The organism is Rhodococcus sp. IEGM 1409 (genome assembly GCF_030056735.1).
Lineage (GTDB): Bacteria > Actinomycetota > Actinomycetes > Mycobacteriales > Mycobacteriaceae > Rhodococcus_F.
The window spans coordinates 78,177-93,733 of record NZ_JASHKN010000009.1 but is presented as its reverse complement, the minus strand read 5'-3'; the positions used below and the strand labels follow the sequence as shown (position 1 = coordinate 93,733).

General features: G+C 61.7%; 19 protein-coding genes. 8 read left to right on the top strand and 11 right to left on the bottom strand.

The features are described from left to right. Positions 1-21 precede the first annotated feature (21 nt). Together QM716_RS22080 and QM716_RS22075 are read right to left on the bottom strand one after the other, a co-directional pair. On the bottom strand, positions 22-618 hold the full coding sequence (locus QM716_RS22080) for a hypothetical protein (protein ID WP_283306255.1): 597 nt from the start codon (positions 616-618) through the stop codon (positions 22-24). 4 nt (positions 619-622) lie between these two features. Continuing rightward, positions 623-1,081, bottom strand: a complete 459-nt coding sequence (locus tag QM716_RS22075) for a hypothetical protein (protein ID WP_283306254.1) — start codon at positions 1,079-1,081, stop codon at positions 623-625. A 101-nt stretch (positions 1,082-1,182) separates the two neighbouring features. Between QM716_RS22075 and pip the strand changes: the two genes are divergently transcribed. Then, positions 1,183-2,142, top strand: a complete 960-nt coding sequence (gene pip, locus QM716_RS22070) for a prolyl aminopeptidase (RefSeq protein WP_283306253.1) — start codon at positions 1,183-1,185, stop codon at positions 2,140-2,142. On the opposite strand, the gene QM716_RS22065 is transcribed toward pip, so the two are convergent. Beyond that, positions 2,130-2,732, bottom strand: coding sequence for a TetR/AcrR family transcriptional regulator (locus QM716_RS22065; RefSeq protein ID WP_264613513.1), 603 nt, complete (start codon positions 2,730-2,732; stop codon positions 2,130-2,132). The genes pip and QM716_RS22065 overlap by 13 nt on opposite strands. Positions 2,733-2,838: 106 nt before the next feature. On the opposite strand from QM716_RS22065, the gene QM716_RS22060 reads away from it, so the two are divergent. Then, on the top strand, positions 2,839-3,918 hold the full coding sequence (locus QM716_RS22060; protein WP_283306251.1) for an alpha/beta fold hydrolase: 1,080 nt from the start codon (positions 2,839-2,841) through the stop codon (positions 3,916-3,918). Here the strand turns inward: QM716_RS22060 and QM716_RS22055 are convergent. Next, entirely contained in the window at positions 3,889-5,010 is a 1,122-nt protein-coding gene (locus QM716_RS22055) for an endonuclease/exonuclease/phosphatase family protein (RefSeq protein ID WP_283306250.1), read from the bottom strand. The genes QM716_RS22060 and QM716_RS22055 overlap by 30 nt on opposite strands. A gap of 132 nt (positions 5,011-5,142) precedes the next feature. On the opposite strand from QM716_RS22055, the gene QM716_RS22050 reads away from it, so the two are divergent. Continuing rightward, complete coding sequence (locus QM716_RS22050) at positions 5,143-6,435, top strand: MFS transporter (protein WP_283306249.1); 1,293 nt, start codon at positions 5,143-5,145, stop codon at positions 6,433-6,435. Here QM716_RS22050 and QM716_RS22045 read toward each other — a convergent pair. Further along, positions 6,410-7,423, bottom strand: coding sequence for an ABC transporter substrate-binding protein (locus tag QM716_RS22045; RefSeq protein WP_283306248.1), 1,014 nt, complete (start codon positions 7,421-7,423; stop codon positions 6,410-6,412). The genes QM716_RS22050 and QM716_RS22045 overlap by 26 nt on opposite strands. Positions 7,424-7,511: 88 nt before the next feature. Between QM716_RS22045 and QM716_RS22040 the strand changes: the two genes are divergently transcribed. Both QM716_RS22040 and QM716_RS22035 read left to right on the top strand, forming a co-directional pair. Then, positions 7,512-8,339, top strand: coding sequence for a transglutaminase domain-containing protein (locus QM716_RS22040; protein ID WP_283306247.1), 828 nt, complete (start codon positions 7,512-7,514; stop codon positions 8,337-8,339). Positions 8,340-8,352: 13 nt separating this feature from the next. Continuing rightward, positions 8,353-9,147: a 2-phosphosulfolactate phosphatase gene (locus QM716_RS22035; protein ID WP_283306246.1), complete on the top strand. Its 795-nt coding sequence runs from the start codon at positions 8,353-8,355 to the stop codon at positions 9,145-9,147. On the opposite strand, the gene QM716_RS22030 is transcribed toward QM716_RS22035, so the two are convergent. The 4 genes from QM716_RS22030 to QM716_RS22015 all read right to left on the bottom strand — a co-directional run bounded on the left by QM716_RS22030 (position 9,102) and on the right by QM716_RS22015 (position 12,300). After that, on the bottom strand, positions 9,102-9,893 hold the full coding sequence (locus QM716_RS22030; protein ID WP_283306239.1) for an ABC transporter permease: 792 nt from the start codon (positions 9,891-9,893) through the stop codon (positions 9,102-9,104). The genes QM716_RS22035 and QM716_RS22030 overlap by 46 nt on opposite strands. After that, a complete protein-coding gene (locus tag QM716_RS22025) occupies positions 9,890-10,831 on the bottom strand; it encodes an ATP-binding cassette domain-containing protein (RefSeq protein ID WP_283306238.1) in 942 nt (313 codons plus the stop codon). Before QM716_RS22025 ends, QM716_RS22030 begins: the two co-directional genes overlap by 4 nt. Before the next feature lie 14 nt (positions 10,832-10,845). After that, positions 10,846-11,721: a DUF4097 family beta strand repeat-containing protein gene (locus tag QM716_RS22020; RefSeq protein WP_283306237.1), complete on the bottom strand. Its 876-nt coding sequence runs from the start codon at positions 11,719-11,721 to the stop codon at positions 10,846-10,848. Positions 11,722-11,784: 63 nt separating this feature from the next. Continuing rightward, the gene (locus QM716_RS22015; RefSeq protein WP_283306236.1) at positions 11,785-12,300 is read right to left on the bottom strand and encodes a toxin-antitoxin system HicB family antitoxin; all 516 of its coding nucleotides are present in this window, start codon (positions 12,298-12,300) and stop codon (positions 11,785-11,787) included. Positions 12,301-12,431: 131 nt separating this feature from the next. On the opposite strand from QM716_RS22015, the gene QM716_RS22010 reads away from it, so the two are divergent. Continuing rightward, complete coding sequence (locus QM716_RS22010; RefSeq protein ID WP_283306235.1) at positions 12,432-13,028, top strand: CHAP domain-containing protein; 597 nt, start codon at positions 12,432-12,434, stop codon at positions 13,026-13,028. Here the strand turns inward: QM716_RS22010 and QM716_RS22005 are convergent. After that, positions 13,019-13,789, bottom strand: coding sequence for an acyl-[acyl-carrier-protein] thioesterase (locus QM716_RS22005; RefSeq protein WP_283306234.1), 771 nt, complete (start codon positions 13,787-13,789; stop codon positions 13,019-13,021). The two genes, QM716_RS22010 and QM716_RS22005, sit on opposite strands and share 10 nt — an antisense overlap. A 128-nt stretch (positions 13,790-13,917) precedes the next feature. Here QM716_RS22005 and QM716_RS22000 point away from each other — a divergent pair, with 128 nt between their 5' ends. Both QM716_RS22000 and QM716_RS21995 read left to right on the top strand, forming a co-directional pair. Continuing rightward, positions 13,918-14,262: an ArsR/SmtB family transcription factor gene (locus QM716_RS22000; RefSeq protein ID WP_283306233.1), complete on the top strand. Its 345-nt coding sequence runs from the start codon at positions 13,918-13,920 to the stop codon at positions 14,260-14,262. Continuing rightward, positions 14,262-14,933, top strand: a complete 672-nt coding sequence (locus tag QM716_RS21995; protein ID WP_283306232.1) for a cation efflux transmembrane domain-containing protein — start codon at positions 14,262-14,264, stop codon at positions 14,931-14,933. The genes QM716_RS22000 and QM716_RS21995 overlap by 1 nt, the downstream gene beginning before the upstream one ends. 54 nt (positions 14,934-14,987) lie before the next feature. Here the strand turns inward: QM716_RS21995 and QM716_RS21990 are convergent, their stop codons facing one another. Then, positions 14,988-15,461, bottom strand: a complete 474-nt coding sequence (locus QM716_RS21990; RefSeq protein ID WP_283306231.1) for an SRPBCC family protein — start codon at positions 15,459-15,461, stop codon at positions 14,988-14,990. Positions 15,462-15,557: the final 96 nt, after the last annotated feature.

The window sequence follows — 15,557 nt, the reverse complement described above, 5'->3', positions numbered from 1 at the left end:
GACGGAGTCTCCTCCGTCACATCACCGCAGTCCGCTGACCCAACCGGCGAACACGTCGGAGAACACGTCCGCTTCGCACGCATGCGCCGATTCGGGGTAGGCGCACTCTGGGTATCCGGCGACGACGGCGGCAAGTTCGACGTTGCAACACTGCGCCAATAGGCCACGCAGGAGATCTGCAGCCGACCAACCCGCAACGGATACCGCAGGGATTCCCTCTTCCTCGTACACTTTCACCAGATCGGCGTGCCTCCAAGACAATTCCTCGGCCACCAGTGCATCAGGGTTGAAAGACATGGCGCGGTCGAGTGATCCGCGCAAAAGTGAGTGTGGATCGTCCTCGCCGCGAAGCCTGGTCGCGAGGTCGGCCGGCGCCTTCTGCATGACGAACATCCAGGGTTTGCCGTCGGGAAAGACTCCGCCGAAGCCTGCCACGTTGAACGGTAGGTGGCTACTGAGAAAATCGGTCTCCACGTCGACGTGCTGATCGTCGCCCAGATGAATGAAGTGACCGGACGCAATCTCCTCGCCCATTGCCGGCTCGGCCCACGTGTTGTTCCACAGATCGGTCATCCGACTGCCGTCGGGAAAATCGAGAATCTCGAAGAGAAAACCCATGTCTCTACAACTCCCCGTCGAAGTGGGTGGTTACTCCACCGGTCAGTCGAGAAACCGTCTGCGCCGAGGTCGCGAGGACGACTCGGCTTGTCTCGAAGGTCATCTCGTCGCGTTCGGTGTCCTCCGATTCGGGATCCTCGGCAAGTGAGAAGTCGAGTTCCACCTCTCGATCGGTGCTGGAACAGACCGAGATCATCAGTCCGAGTCGTTCGTCGGTGAACGACGGGAGCGACTTCTCGGGATGGAAGTCTGCGGCCGCGTGAAAGAAGAATGCCGCCAGTCGTTCGACAAACCCTTCGTCCGTGTGCCGGCTGAGGTACTGATTGAACCGGTCGGGGCTGAGCAGTCCGACGTCGAAAACAAGTGTGGGCACGTCGGATTCGAAGACAGTGGCGGGAACCGCATGACTGCGAAGGAACACTGCGGCGCCGCCGTACCCCGGCAACCTGAACCCGTCACGCATCTGGTGTACTCCCGTCGCAGTGGTGTCCTGTCCACGCTAGGCCATTGCTCGGCCGCGTGCTGCCTACTCGAGTAGGCAGCTTGATGGAAGAATCACCGCCTATGACTGCTGCCCTGTACCCGCCCGTCGAACCGTACGAGTCCGGTCTGTTTGAAGTGTCGGATGGTCAGTGCCTCTACTGGGAGACCGTCGGGAATCCGGCGGGCATTCCGGTTCTCTACCTCCACGGCGGTCCAGGTTCGGGGTGCACTGTCGGTGCCCGGCGCTTCTTCGATCCCGAAGCCTTTCGCGCACTTCTGTTCGATCAACGAGGCTGTGGGCGCAGCCTTCCTCTTGCGAGCAGTCCGGACGTCGACCTGACCGTGAACACGACGGCACACATGCTCGACGACATCGAGCGCCTTCGAGAGCATCTCGGTATCGAGCGATGGATCGTCACCGGACTTTCCTGGGGCGTGAGTTTGGGTCTGGTGTATGCCCAAACGTTTCCCGAACGGGTGATCGCGATGGCATTGGGCGCGATCACCGGCGGGACGAGAGTCGAAATCGAGTGGATCACCCGCGCTATGGGCAGAGTGTTTCCGCGTGAGTGGGAAGAGTTCGTCGCGCCGCTGCCGGAGGACGAGCGTGACGGAAACCTCCCCGTGGCATACGCGCGATTGCTCGCCGATCCGGATCCTGTTGTGCGCGAGAATGCTGCGTTGCAGTGGTGCCGTTGGGAAGACGTGCACGTGTCGCTGATGCCGGGGTGGACTCCGAGTGTTCGATACCAGAATCCGGACTTCCGCCGGGTGATGACCAGGCTGGTCACGCATTACTGGGGTAACGACTGCTTCCTGGCGCCGAATCAGATCTTGGACGGAATGGACCGTCTCGCTGAGATTCCCGCGATTCTCGTGCACGGACGGTATGACATTTCCGGGCCGTTGGATACTGCCTGGGCGATCCACCGGCGTTGGCCGGGTAGTGAGTTGGTGGTGCTCGACGACGCCGGGCATGGCGGGGGTGGATTCAACGAGGCAATCGTGGAAGCGCTGAATTCACTGGCTCATTCGGTCTGATCGAGGGCCCCGGCGTGGGCCGCGGCGAGCGCGCCGGCAGCAGCGCGATCGGCAACCGACTGGTCGACAGGTAGATCGGCGACCAACAGGCGATAGTAGATGGGCGCGGCGACGGCCGCCAGAAGATCAGCAGCTGAGACCTTCTCGGAGATTTCCCCGCGTTCGACTGCTCGGCGGACCACTATGTCAGCCAGTTCGTAACGTGCGGAATAGAATTCGCGCTTGAGTCTCGCCACTTCCGGCGTACGAACCGCGTCCGAGAACAGTGCAGCCACCAACGCGCCGCCCGACTCGCTTGTCACCAGTGCGACTATCGATCTGGCCATCTCGCGCAGGTCGGATTCGACGGAACCGGTATCCGGGATGGGGACGGTAGTTGCCGATACCTCGACGGCCGCGTCGGCCACCAGTTGGGACAGCGTGCTCCATCGCCGGTAGATCGTGGTCTTGTGGACTCCGGAACGGGCGGCTATGTCCTCGATGGTCATCGCTGCAAATCCGCGTTCGGACAGTTCGGCCGCGGTCGCTGCCAGGACGGCCTCGCGCACCCTGGCGCTACGCCCTCCGGGCCGTTGTGGTGTCGAGGTCATGGGTCAACCTTATCGCAACAAGGTGTTGTGTTAGCTGGAGACACGTGGTTCACTGAGCTAATGCAACTGATCGTTGCATTAAAGATGAATTGAGGGGTGTTTTCCCATGTCATACGAATTTCCTGTCGATCACCGAGGCCTCTTCGAAGAGCGCACAGGACAGTTTCTGAGCTTCGGACTCCCCGTCTCGGATCTCGAGGAACTGCGCGCGTCCATCAACTCGACCTGGGCCGACGCGCCGGGTGGTTGGTCGTACGAGTGGTCGGCGCTGGCGGCGAAGTACTCCGCGGCCGGCAATCATTCCCTGGCAGCGATGATCTACGGAATCGCCAAGTTCCCGGTGCTGGCCAACGAATCCCGTCGACGGGCTCTGCGCAATCAGGTGGACGAATACGTCAAGGCAGCAACAGGATTCGGGCTCGAGTTCGAGCGTCGAATCCTCTCCCTGCCCTACCGAAACGGCGAGATCGAGCTACCGGTACACATCCTCTCGGCGGACGGACGGTACGAAGACGCACCCGTCCTGTTGCTCAGCGGCGGCGTCGACGGCTGGAAGATGGACATGCATCCGTTGGCCAGCGCGTTCGCGAAGAACGCCGGGGTGACGGTTATTGCTTTCGATCAGCCGGGAACTGGTGAATCACCCGTTCCTCTCGATGCTTTCGGTGACGAGGTGATCGACGGGCTCGTATCGACGGCTCGCGCTCTCGGCAACGGGCAGGTGGCGCACCTGGGAGTCTCCTTCGGCGGCAACTTCGCCGTGCGCTCGGGGTTGACCGGCGCCGTCGATGCGGTGATCAACATCGGCGCCCCGGTCAAGGGTGCGTTCGAGACCGCGAATGCCGAGCGCCTGGTCTACGGCATGGGCGACATCGTCGGAAACGCACTGGGTTTCGATGCCCCGGCAACCAAAGAGGCGCTTGTACAGGGTCTCCGTGCGTTCGATCGCAGTGTCTTGATGACCGCCGACGACGGCCGGACCCCGATGCTTGTGGTCAACGGGGCCGACGATGTTCACATTCCGCTCTCGGACACAACACTCTTCGAAGAGCGCCCGAACACGCAGGTACACGTCATCCCGGATGCGGGGCACTGCGCAGTGACCAAGCTGCCCGAGTTGACGCCGATGATGATCGACTGGCTACGAGATGCCCTGTCAGGAACCGCTCCACGAACCGGTAGATGATCCGCCGCCGAAGCTGGCAAAACGATACGTCGCAAGAACGGCCTTGTGATCGGTCGGCCACGGCGTCGGTGAAGCGATGAAGTTGTCCTGGGAGTTCTCCTCCACTCTTTTGTTGTGCACGATCGTCTTTCGGGGTCCGATAATTCCTACAGATCCCAACTTCAGGTCGGAAGCGCGGTCGGCGAAGATGTAGTCGATCCGATCGCGTTCGTCTGCCTCGGGTGCCCAGGTGAGCTGTGAGGTGTCGACGTCGGGATTGTCGGACGGCCAGGTGAAGCCCGGGTGTGTAGCCGGGTCCGGGTACTTGCTGCGGTATGCATCGACAAATCCGGCTTGGTCGAGCAGACGGGTGGATTCCCACGGAATGACGACACCGTTGTGGTCGAACAGATTTCGCGTGCCGTCGGTCCAGTCCAGGGCCGACGGTTCGTTGAAATCGCCGCCGAGGATGACGGACCTGCCCTTCGCCCGTTCTGCGGCCGCATCGTCGATGAACGTCGAAATTGCCAGGGGTCGTCCCGAATCGACGTTCACACGCTGAACCGTCTCGGGGTCCGTGACCGGACCGGACGGCATCTTGTTCCAGCCGAACTCGGAGAACTCTCCAGGCTTGGGAACACCCGCGCCGTATCCGCGCGGTAGATAGGTTGCGTAGGACGTGTAGGCCAGATGTGCCGAGTAAGCAGCGATTTGTTTGCCGTCGACCGTCACGACTGCCTTGATCATCGAGTTCAGGTTGGCTGTTTCCTCGATCGGAAACTTGGAGAGAATCCCCACGTCGGAGGACGCTGCTCCGTAGAAGGTGGTTCCTGATTTGGTCAGCATGTCGGCCAATACAGTTGTCGCAGTGCCGGCTTCCGACAGGAGAACTATCGACGCCTGGGTCGAGATGATCATGTCGGCGATCAGCTGCAGGCCACCGTTGATCTTGGTTCCGCCGTGCCAGGTATTGAGGGAGAGCACTTTGACCTCCTGCGCGGGGTTCGCCCCCGCGACGGAGGTATTGGCACCCAAGGTAAATGCGCTTGCGGTGACTGTCCCTGCGGCTACCGCCATCGCCTTGACCATCTGGCGGCGCGTCAATCCATTCATCAGATCCCGGCTCTCGTTGTCGTGTGCTCGAACCCCCGGAAGATGATTACCATCGCTACCTAAACGGACAGTTAACCAATTGCAAAATGGCAGATTTCCACAGAACGCCGCGCGGGCAATAGTCTTCTGGTCGTGGTACTCAGTGAGCGTTTCCCCGGTAACAAGACCTTCGCGAAGGTTCGTGTCCTGCCGCCGGTGGTGAAGTTGCTCCTTCTTTCGATGGTGCTGTTCAACATCGGGTTCTATCTGGTTGTCCCCTTTCTCGCGGTGCACCTTTCGGAGGACCTCGGATTCGCGGCCTGGATTGTCGGCCTGGTCCTCGGACTCCGGATGTTCAGTCAGCAGGGCATGTTCTTCATCGGTGGAAGCCTCGCCGACAGGTTCGGTAAGCGTCCGATCATTCTGCTGGGCATCGCAGTTCGCGTGGTCGGTTTCCTGATGCTCGGATTGGCCGAGAGTATGGCGGCGGTGATCGTCGGTGTGCTTCTGGTCGGGTTCGCCGCGGCTCTGTTCGCACCCGCAGTGGAGTCGGCCAACGCCGAATATGGACGCGAACTCGAAACCTCAGGAGTCATGCGTCGTACGGATCTGTTTGCAGTGGAACAGATGTGCAGTCGTCTGGGAACCGTGATCGGTCCGGCGTTGGGTGCTGCTCTGTTGATGTTTCCGTTCTCGTGGACGGCGTCGAGCGCGGCGTTGCTGTTCGCGATCATGTGGGTCGGGTTCTTCATCTGGTTCCCGCGGCCGGGCGATGCCCACGACGGCCCGGTGTCGACCTATACGCTGCGCGACGTCTGGCGAAGCGTGCTGACCAACAACAACTTTCTGCTCTTCGCGACGCTCTGCAGTTTTCAACTTGTCGCGTACAGCCAGCTGTACCTGATGCTTCCGGAACAACTCGAGCGCGGAATCGGTTCGCAGTCGGCGCTGGGATGGTTCTACGTGGGCGCAGCGGTGTTGGTGATCGTCGGGCAGGGGCCGACGGTCGCGGTTGCCCACCGCATCGGGCATCGACGCGCGATCACCTTCGGGCTTGTGCTCATTTCGGTGTCGTTCCTGGTTCCGCTGGTCACCGGCGTCGAATTCGCAGCTTCGGCGTCGACGCAGATCGCCGGTCTGGCGGTGTGGATCGGGCTGCTGCACCTGGGACAGATGTTGATGGTGCCGCCGATGCGAGACACCATTGCCATCCTCGGTCGTGAAAGCAACCTCGGAGCGCACTTCGGCATGCTCAACACGATCGGCGGTCTGCTCGCGCTCCTGGGAACCGTGGGAGTCGGATTCGTGTACGACCTAGTCGACAACGGGCACGCAGCGCCGGCGTCACCGTGGGTGATCGTTTCGGTCTGCGTGGCCGTGTCGGCTGTGGTGTTGTGGGTGTGGTCCGGTCGAACGAAGGTTATCGAGCCGCGATCGTCTGATTGATCTTTGCTACAAAATCTTCCAGCACAAACGGAATGGTGAGCGGGTTCGGCATGGACACCGCGTCACTGACGATGGGGTCCAAGCTGATCAGGCCGCCGGTCTTGACCACGTTCAGATTGGTGAACGCCGGCTGCGTCTCCATCTCGGGGCGAGCCTTTTCGTAGTTGTCGAAGAGCAGGTAGTCGCACTCGAGGAGGTCGTAGTTCTCGGCGGAGATCTCGTAGTTCAGCTTGCCCGCGAACCGATCCTTCAGTGCGGCAGGCGCCGTGAATCCCAATTGCGTGAGCAACTGAGCGCGCGCTGCCTCGGGGCTGAACGCCCGCAGATTTCCGTCGCTCCAGCGAATGACGAGAGCTGCTGTCTTGCCTTCGAACTGGGGGTTCTCCGCGCGGGTGCGAACGATGAGGTCTTCGACTTCCTGAACCTCCTGCTTTGCCTGCGCGGGAACGCCCACAGCGGTACCGATGCGGGTCGTGACTTCCTGCCAGGGCAGAACCCAATCCGTCTGATCGGCGGCGTGAAGCACAGTCGGCGCGATGGCGCTGAGCTGCTTGTACAGGTCCTCGTCGATCGCGTTGTTGACGGCGATGATCAGGTCAGGCGCTGCTGCCACGATCGTTTCGATGTCGAAATCGGTGGTGGCGTTGGCCAATGGTGTCGGCTCGGCGCCCTGGACTGCCGAGTCGGCCCAGACTCCGATTCCGTCGTCGGTCGATCCCTTCCACACCGGGACCAGGACGGGAGTCAGCCCGAGGGAAAGCAGTACGTCTGCGTCGCCGATGCCGACCGCTGCGATACGGCTGGGTGCCTGCCCGATGGTGGTGGAGCCGAACTTGTGGTCGATCGTCACCGGGAAGGCGTTGGCCTCGGCGTGAGCACCTTCGGTGCCGGGAGTGGATTCGTCCTTCGCGCTGTCGCCGCAGGCAGCAAGGGCAAAACCTGCTGCTGTGGCGAAGGTGACGGACAGCATGGCACGGCGGCTCAACATTGGGTTCACAGCAACCTCGGGTTTCATGGTTATGGGACCCTAACCATAGTGGAGCGGCAGTGTCGGCAGGGTTTGTTAGTCTCCGCCCATGACGGCGGTTCTCGACTACACATCAGCAGGACCGTTCACCCGCATCGACGGAGTGGACCCGCTCGCCCTCGAGTCACTCCCCACCGACCCCGTGCAAATATGCCGGGTAGTGCCGTACCTGGTGGTCCAACCCACCGATGCGCGGTCCCTGAATCTGCCCACCGACCGATTCGACGAAAACCAGATCCGGCCGGCAAGCGTTCTGCTCGAACGCCTGCTTGCGCTCGATCCGGCACCGGTGACCTCTGCCCGGCAACCCGACAAGCGTCTCGTCGGAACCTGTCGGCACTTTGCTGTCTTGAGTTGTGCGTTTCTGCGCTACCGCGGTTTTGCCGCTCGGGTCCGCTGTGGTTTTGCCACCTACTTTCAACTGGGACAGGGCGTCGACCACTGGATCACCGAGTATTGGGACGACGCCGGCAAGCGGTGGATCCGCATCGATTCGGAGATCCTCGGACAGAACGTTCTTCCTCACGCCCATGACCTGCGGCCGGGAGAATTCCTCAGTGGCGGCGAGGCGTGGCTGGCGTATCGACGCGGCGAGATCGACGCGTCCCAGTTCGGGGTGTACGGAACCCAGAACTGGGGAGCAGCTGAGATCCGCGGCAACGCTGTGAAAGATCTTGCCGCGGTGAACAAAGTCGAAACTCTGCCGTGGGACGAGTGGGGCCGCATGACCGATGCCTACGACGGAAAGACCGGTGAGGAGTACGACGTACTGCTCGACGACATCGCCGACGTGTGCGCCACCGACGATCCCGTGGCCGTGCGAGCACTGTACGAGCACGAGGATTTACGCGTGCCGGAGAAGCTGCTCACTTTCTGAGAGACTTGCATACATGAATCAGGAGCACCGCCAACTCGAGTACGGACTTCGATTCGACTGGGCCCTGCGCGGCGCCGAGGCGATCGCCGTGGGCGTCGATATAGCCGTCGTGGTCGACGTCCTCTCGTTCACGACCACGCTGAGCGTCGCCGCCGACGCGGGAATCGACGTACTTCCCTTTTCCTGGAACAACGAGAGTGCGCTCGACTACGCGCGTGATGCCGATGCGGTTCTCGCAGTACGGCGAAGTGTGGCCACTGGGGGGCAGATCAGCTTGTCTCCCCGGACGATTCGCGAGGCCGAGGCGCCGAATCGATTGGTACTGCCTTCGCCGAACGGGTCGACCATCGCATTTGCCCTGGCCTCCCTGGCCCCGACCTGCGTGGGAGCCTCGCTGAGAAACGCAACCGCCGTCGCCGATTGGATTGTGCACGAACATGGTTCGCGAGCTCGAGTGGCGATCATCGCATCCGGGGAGAAGTGGCCCGGTGGAGAGTTGCGACCTGCAGTGGAGGATCTGTGGGGCGCCGGCGCTGTTGTGACGGCACTGACCGCGGCTGGTTGGGACGGTCACGTATCGCCCGAGGCGCGGATGGCAGCGGATGCTTGGGCGGCGGTGTCGGATTCGTACGAGGACCGCCTGCGGGCCTGTGCCTCAGGGCGCGAGTTGATCGTTCTCGGGTTTCCACACGACGTCGCCATCGCCTCGGAACTCGACGACAGCGACACCGTACCTGTTCTCGAAGATCGTGTGTTTCGAGGTCAGCGCACCGGGCGTCGGTTGAACAAACTCCGCGCCCAGAGGTAGGAGAGGAAGGTGATGGCGACGCACCATCCGACCGCGAGTAGTGCGTTGTTCCCGATGGCTTCGCCGAGAAGCAGTCCTCGAAGCGTCTCGATGATCGGAGTGAACGGCTGATATTCGGCGAACCATCGCAACACGGTCGGCATCGAGTCGGTGGGGACAAATCCGCTTCCCAGGAATGGTAAGAGAATCAACACCATCGGGAGATTGCTGGCCGTCTCGACGCTCTTGCTGACGAGGCCGAAGGCGACGGACAACCAGATCATGGCGATGGAGACCAGGATGAGGAGTGCAAACGTCGCGACCCACTCCACGAAGCCTGCAGTCGGGCGGAAGCCGACGGCTATCGCCACGGCGATGACGACAACCAGACTCACGATCGTCTGAAGGAGACTGCCGAGAACGTGACCGGTCAGGACGGACGTGCGCGTGATCGCCATCGTGCGGAATCGTGCAATGATCCCGGCGGTCATATCGGTTGCGACGGAGATGGCAGTACCTTGTGCCGCTGATGCCACGGTCATCAGAATGATCGCCGGTGCAACGTAATTGACGTACTCGGCTCGGCCGCCACCGCCGGGGCCGAGGCCGTTCCCGAGCGTCCCGCCGAGCACGTAGACGAACAGCAGCAGGAAGACGACTGGCATCCCGACAAGCATCACCGTCATCGACGGATATCGAAGAATGTGTCGAATGCTGCGACGCAGCATGGTTTTCGAGTCCTGGTAGGCAAGCGTCATGGTGGTCATCGCGCGTCGGTCCTTTCGGTGGCGGTCAGAGTCAGGAACACGTCGTCCAGGTCCGGCGTGTGCACGGAGAGTTCCTTGACGTCGATCGAGTGAGCGTCGAGTTGGTCGAGAAGCGAACGTAATGAGCGGACACCCCCGTCGCTGGGGACCTGGAGTACATAGGCCGCATCGTCTCGCGAAGAATTTTCGAAAACGGCTGCAGCAGTATCGAGTTGATCTCTGTCGAAGAAATGGAGTCGAATGTGGCCGCCGGGGATGTGCCGCTTGAGTTCCGCTGCAGTACCTTGGGCGACTATCCGTCCCTGATCGAGGACGGCGATGTGGTCGGCCAGTTGATCGGCTTCCTCGAGATACTGCGTCGTGAGGAAGATGGTGACACCGCCCTTGACCAACTCGCGGATGATCTGCCACATCGTGCGTCGACTCCGGGGATCGAGGCCGGTGGTGGGTTCGTCCAGGAAGATGATCTCCGGCCGTCCGATCAAGGTCATTGCCAGGTCGAGCCGTCGGCGCATGCCGCCCGAGTAGGTCGAGGCCAGCTTTTCCGCGGAGTCGACCAGATCGAACTTCTTCAGGAGTTCGTCAGTGCGCGTTCGGCGCTCGTCCTTGCCGAGATGGTGCAGGTCGGCCATGAGGAGAAGGTTTTCCTCACCGGACAGGTAGTCGTCGACCGCCGAGAACTGTCCGGTGACGCCGATGCGCGAACGCACCGCGTCGGGATCGTCGGAAGGGTTGTACCCGGCGATGCGGATGTCACCGTCGTCCGCGGGAACGAGGGTCGAGAGGATTTCCACGATGGTGGTCTTGCCGGCGCCGTTGGGGCCGAGGAGCGCAAAGACGGTTCCGCGGTCGACGGAGATGTCGATTCCGTCCAGTACCGTCTTGTCGTCGTAGGCCTTCTTCAGGCCCGTCGCGGTGATGGCTGGTTTACGGGACATCAGCGTTCCTTTCGCTAGATCTTCTTGTTGGATTCTTCTCGCGGCTCCGAACGTCGAATGACGATGTCGCCGTAGCTGGTTTGCGCGCGGACGTCTACTCGGCGTTCGGTCGAAGCCGGTCCGTGCGTGGCATTCATCTGGTTGTCGACACGACCGAAGGACGTATGAGCGTCGAATCGCGCGGCCGTTCCGGATCGAACACCGATATGGATTCGCCCGGCAGCCGTCTTTGCGGATACGACTCCGCTCTCGATGCTCTCGAACCGGATGTCGCCGTTGGCAGTTGCGGCGCTCGCGTCGGACTCTGCATGCTCCACAGCGACGCTGCCGTTGGCGGTCTTCGCCTTCAGCACGCCTGTGATCGTGCCGATGTTGATGTCGCCGTTGGAGTTCTTGACCTCCGCGTTGCCGTCGACTCGGCCGATGCGGATGCTTCCGGACCCGGTGCTCGTGTCGATGTCACCGGCGACGTGCTCGACGGTGATCGCGCCGGCCCCGGTGCTCACGTTGAGCGGCCCGGTGGTGTCCAGGGTGCAATCGCCGGCCGAGACCTTCACGCGTGAACGGCCGAGAGTGCCGTCGGTGTGGAGGCTGGCAACTGCGGCAGTACCTTCGAGTCCTGAGCCGGAGGGGAGCTGAACGGCGATGTCGACAGATCCGGTCTTCCCGAAAACGCCTAGGCCACGCTGTTTCGGAGTCTTGATCTGCAACCGGCCGCCCGCGAATTCGACGCGCGTTTGTTCGGCGACTCGAACGTCGACCTCGCGAGACGAGTTGCTGGGCAGCACTTCCACGACAGTGTCGTTGCGGTCGCTCGCAGCGATCCGGATGTGTCCGACTGCCACGTCGAAGTTCAAGGTGATGGGGTCAGGTGTGCTGTATGTAGGCATTGTGATACTCCCGATGAGGTTGTCTCGTTGGTGGAGGGGGTCGAGCGAAAGTTGGATCCGGTGTCAGTGCACCCAGCCGGTGAAGCTCTCGGAACCTTGGGATGCGCGTTGTCGCGGAGTGCTTCTGTTTGCGCTACCTTCCAGGGCAGTCGCAGCCGAGCGAACCAGCCACGCGTTGACGGAGATCCCGGCTTCCCGGGCTGCCGCCTCGATTCGGTCTTTGAGGTCTTGCCCCAGCCGCAGGTTGATTCGAGTCATCGAGGCGTCGTCGGACTCCGTGACGGGGCGCGGAGTCGGAGTCGGTTCCTCTTCGACGGGAGCCGGAGCCGGTTCACTGATGGCCGGCGCCACCACGAATTCGGGTTCACGTCCCCGCAGGCGCAGGTCCACCGAGCCCGGTGCGAGGTCACGCGTGATCTCGGCAGCCGCTGCAGACAATGCGTCGAGAAGGGTGAGCCGCACTGCTGCTTCCAACGGTGCGGTCAAACGATCGGCGAGTGCCTTCGCGTCTTCTCCGCCTGCTTCGGCCGCCACCGCGAGTTCGTGGCGAAGGTTGTCGACGTACGGTGTCAAGTCCATGGCATCACTATGGCACCACTTTGGTGCCATAGCAATAGTTCGGTGGCACATTCGTGTGAATTTGATGAGAAGTGCCAGGTCATTGGGGTGGTTGGCGCTTCGATTCGCGGCAAACTGGCACACTCGTAAGGGTGAGTCCTGCCGAACCCAACCGTCGCCGCCGTATCTTGCTCTGGATTGCCGGGGTGCTCGGTGTAGTCATCGTGGTTGGTGCGGTGGCCGTCGCGCTCGCGCCATCGCGGTATCTGCCCTGGGATACCGCTGAGTTTCCGACGGTCGACGCCAGTTCGGTGACTTCGGACCAGGCTCGTGTGCTCGAACTACTCCGATCCGAGCACGAGCAGGATCGTCCGGGCACCTTCTATTCCGACGGCATCGACGAAGAGTGGTGCGCCGATTTTGTCAGCTGGATCATGAGGGAGGCGGGTCGACCGTTGTCGAACCCGAACTCCGGAAGCTGGCGCATTCCGGGGGTTTACACCTTGCAGGAGTACTACCAGGGGGTCGGCGCGTACGCCGAGAACGGCGGTGGGTACACCCCGAACGTGGGTGATGTGGTGATCTACGACAGTTCGAGATGGGTCGGTCAGCACACCAACATCGTTGTGGCAGTGGACGGCGATACAGCGATCACGGTTGGCGGCAACGAGTTCGGCAAGGTGCGGGTGCACGATCTGGACTGGCAATCCGACTCTGCCGTCGTGGGATTCGGAAAACTTCACCCCTGATCGCTGCGACTCGGGGCAAGAGCGAACCAGCGCGCCGACGCGCGTGCTTCGCCGCCGGCGTCGATGTGCAGGGTGTTCGCGCCCCCTCGCGCAGTCACCTGCTCACCTCTCTTGATGGGCTGCGTGTACTCGAGGATCACGCGAAAGGGTCCGCGTCTCAGATCATCGTTCAGTGCATCTTCCACAGGCTGCCAGTAGATCGCGTTGTTCACGTGATCGAAGGGGTCGAAATCGCTCGAGCGCAATGGGAATGGCGTATCAGTTGACGGCGTCGTGTCAGGGGCCGGGTCGATCCACCGACGCCAGTGGAGATGCTGGTCGATTGCGGTCGACGCAAGCGCAGCGGTGAACTTTTCACTGATGGTTGCCGGCATTCCCGTCTTCGGGTCGATGTTGATCCAGAACGCCTCGGTTTCGATCAACCCGCCTGCATCGGACCTGATCCGAACCCGCATCGAACACCACTTGCTCGACAGTCCGGAACACCAGCGCTGCAGGTGAACTCGATCTGGCCAGACGACGGGTTCGAGTACGTCGATCACCGTCCTCCGCACCATCCACAGTGGATGGGTCTCCATGGCGCCGCGGTCGACAAGATTGTCGAAGCCTGCGTCTTGGAGGTAGCGCGCGATCGCGTCGAGGCGCAGTTGTTTGTCGGTGTGGATGTCGCCCGTACGCACCGGCCACGAGGCCTGGAAGATGCTTCCGGTTGTCGGTAGTTCGGCCATCGCTACGTGATCGTCGACTTTTGTACGGTTCATCGGATGTGGGCTCCCGGTGTTCGCTTACCTGGTTGGGTGGCTTCACGCTTGCGTTACCCGATGGTGGGATCTTGAACCATCGGAGTTCACTGTTTTCTGAATACAGATTTCGATGTACTGTCGTTCGTATGGATGTCGAGCACGTAGATGTGGTGACCAACGTGGCGGTGCTTGCGAGGTTCGGGCATGCCTTGTCCGACGAAACTCGGACACGGATACTGCTCGAACTGAAGACCGCCTCGCGGTATCCGTCCGACCTCGCTGAAACACTGGCTGTGACCAGGCAGAAGCTGTCCAACCATCTGGCTTGTCTGCGCGGTTGTGGCTTGGTGGTGGCCGTCCCGGAAGGGCGCCGGACCAGATACGAACTCGCCGATGCACATATCGGTCAGGCCCTCGACGACCTGCTCGGGGTCGTTCTCGCGGTTGATCCGTCGTACTGCCCGGACAGCGAATCAGATGGGTGCTGCTGATGGTTGCGCCGCTCGATCACGTCGGTCAGTCGGCTGCCCGACGAGCGCTCTTGTCGAGAAGAATTCGCATCTTCGTGGCGATCACGATCAGCTACAACGTCGTCGAGGCGATCATCGCGTTGACGGAGGGTGCACGGGTGTCATCCGCGGCACTGTTCGGGTTCGGTCTTGATTCCGTGATCGAAGTGTCCTCGGCGGCAGCGGTTGCCTGGCAGTTTTCGGCTCCGGATCCGGCGAGCCGTGAGAAGACGGCGCTGCGGGTGATCGCCTTCTCGTTCTTCGGGCTTGCCGCGTATGTGTCGTTCGACGCGATTCGGTCACTGTTCGGTCTGGGTGAAGCGCAGCACACGAGCGTCGGAATAGTCTTGGCTGCAGTGAGTTTGGCGATCATGCCGGCACTGTCCTATGCGCAACGCCGAGCAGGTCGGGAGCTGGGTTCGCTCTCGGCGGTCGCGGATTCGAAGCAGACGCTGCTCTGCACTTACCTCTCTGCGGTCTTGCTCGTCGGTTTGCTGCTCAACTCGGTGCTCGGCTGGTCGTGGGCGGATCCGATTGCGGCACTGGTCATCGCCGTCATCGCAGTGAAAGAAGGCATCAACGCGTGGAAGGGCGATCCGTGCTGCGCGGTGGTGGCTGTGCCCGAGAGCGGGCACGAGTGCGACTGCTGCTGAGTGGGCGCAGGTTTGGTCGAGTGAACACCCTCTGGGGTGCGTCAGAGAGAGTGCTCACTCGGTGAAAGGGGTGCCGGCTTCTGCACGGTTCTTGATGTGCGCGGCACGTTGCTCGAGAAGGCGCCGCAGATAAGGGGCGACAGCCAACCTCAGTCCCAGGTGCCCGAGCACACCGAGAGGGGCCTTAACCGTGAAGCGGTCATGCATCCGCGTCCAGCCGCCCGGCTGAATGTCGAAGATGTGTTCGTGTTGCATGCAGGCAAAGGGTCCGCGAACCTGCTCGTCTGTGAACGAGTACGGACGGTTGTACTGCGTGATCCGGCTTGTCATCGAGAATCTCCACCCGAAGTGCCGAGCAGTGAAAGACACCTCGTCGCCCTCTCCGAGCATTGATCTACCCGTACTCGTGACGGCCACCTCATCTGTTGCTCGGAGCGAAGCGGAGTGTTCGTCCATGTCGAGTTCGAGATCGAAGATCACCGCAGGTGGAGCGTAGATATCGGTGATCACGACTACTGTGTGTTGCACGGTGCCAGTTTGCCAACATTGGTTTGTGACGCCGGCAAGCGGGTACGGGTCGATGACCTGCGGTTCATCCGCGACGGGTGATGTTTTCGCTTTCCA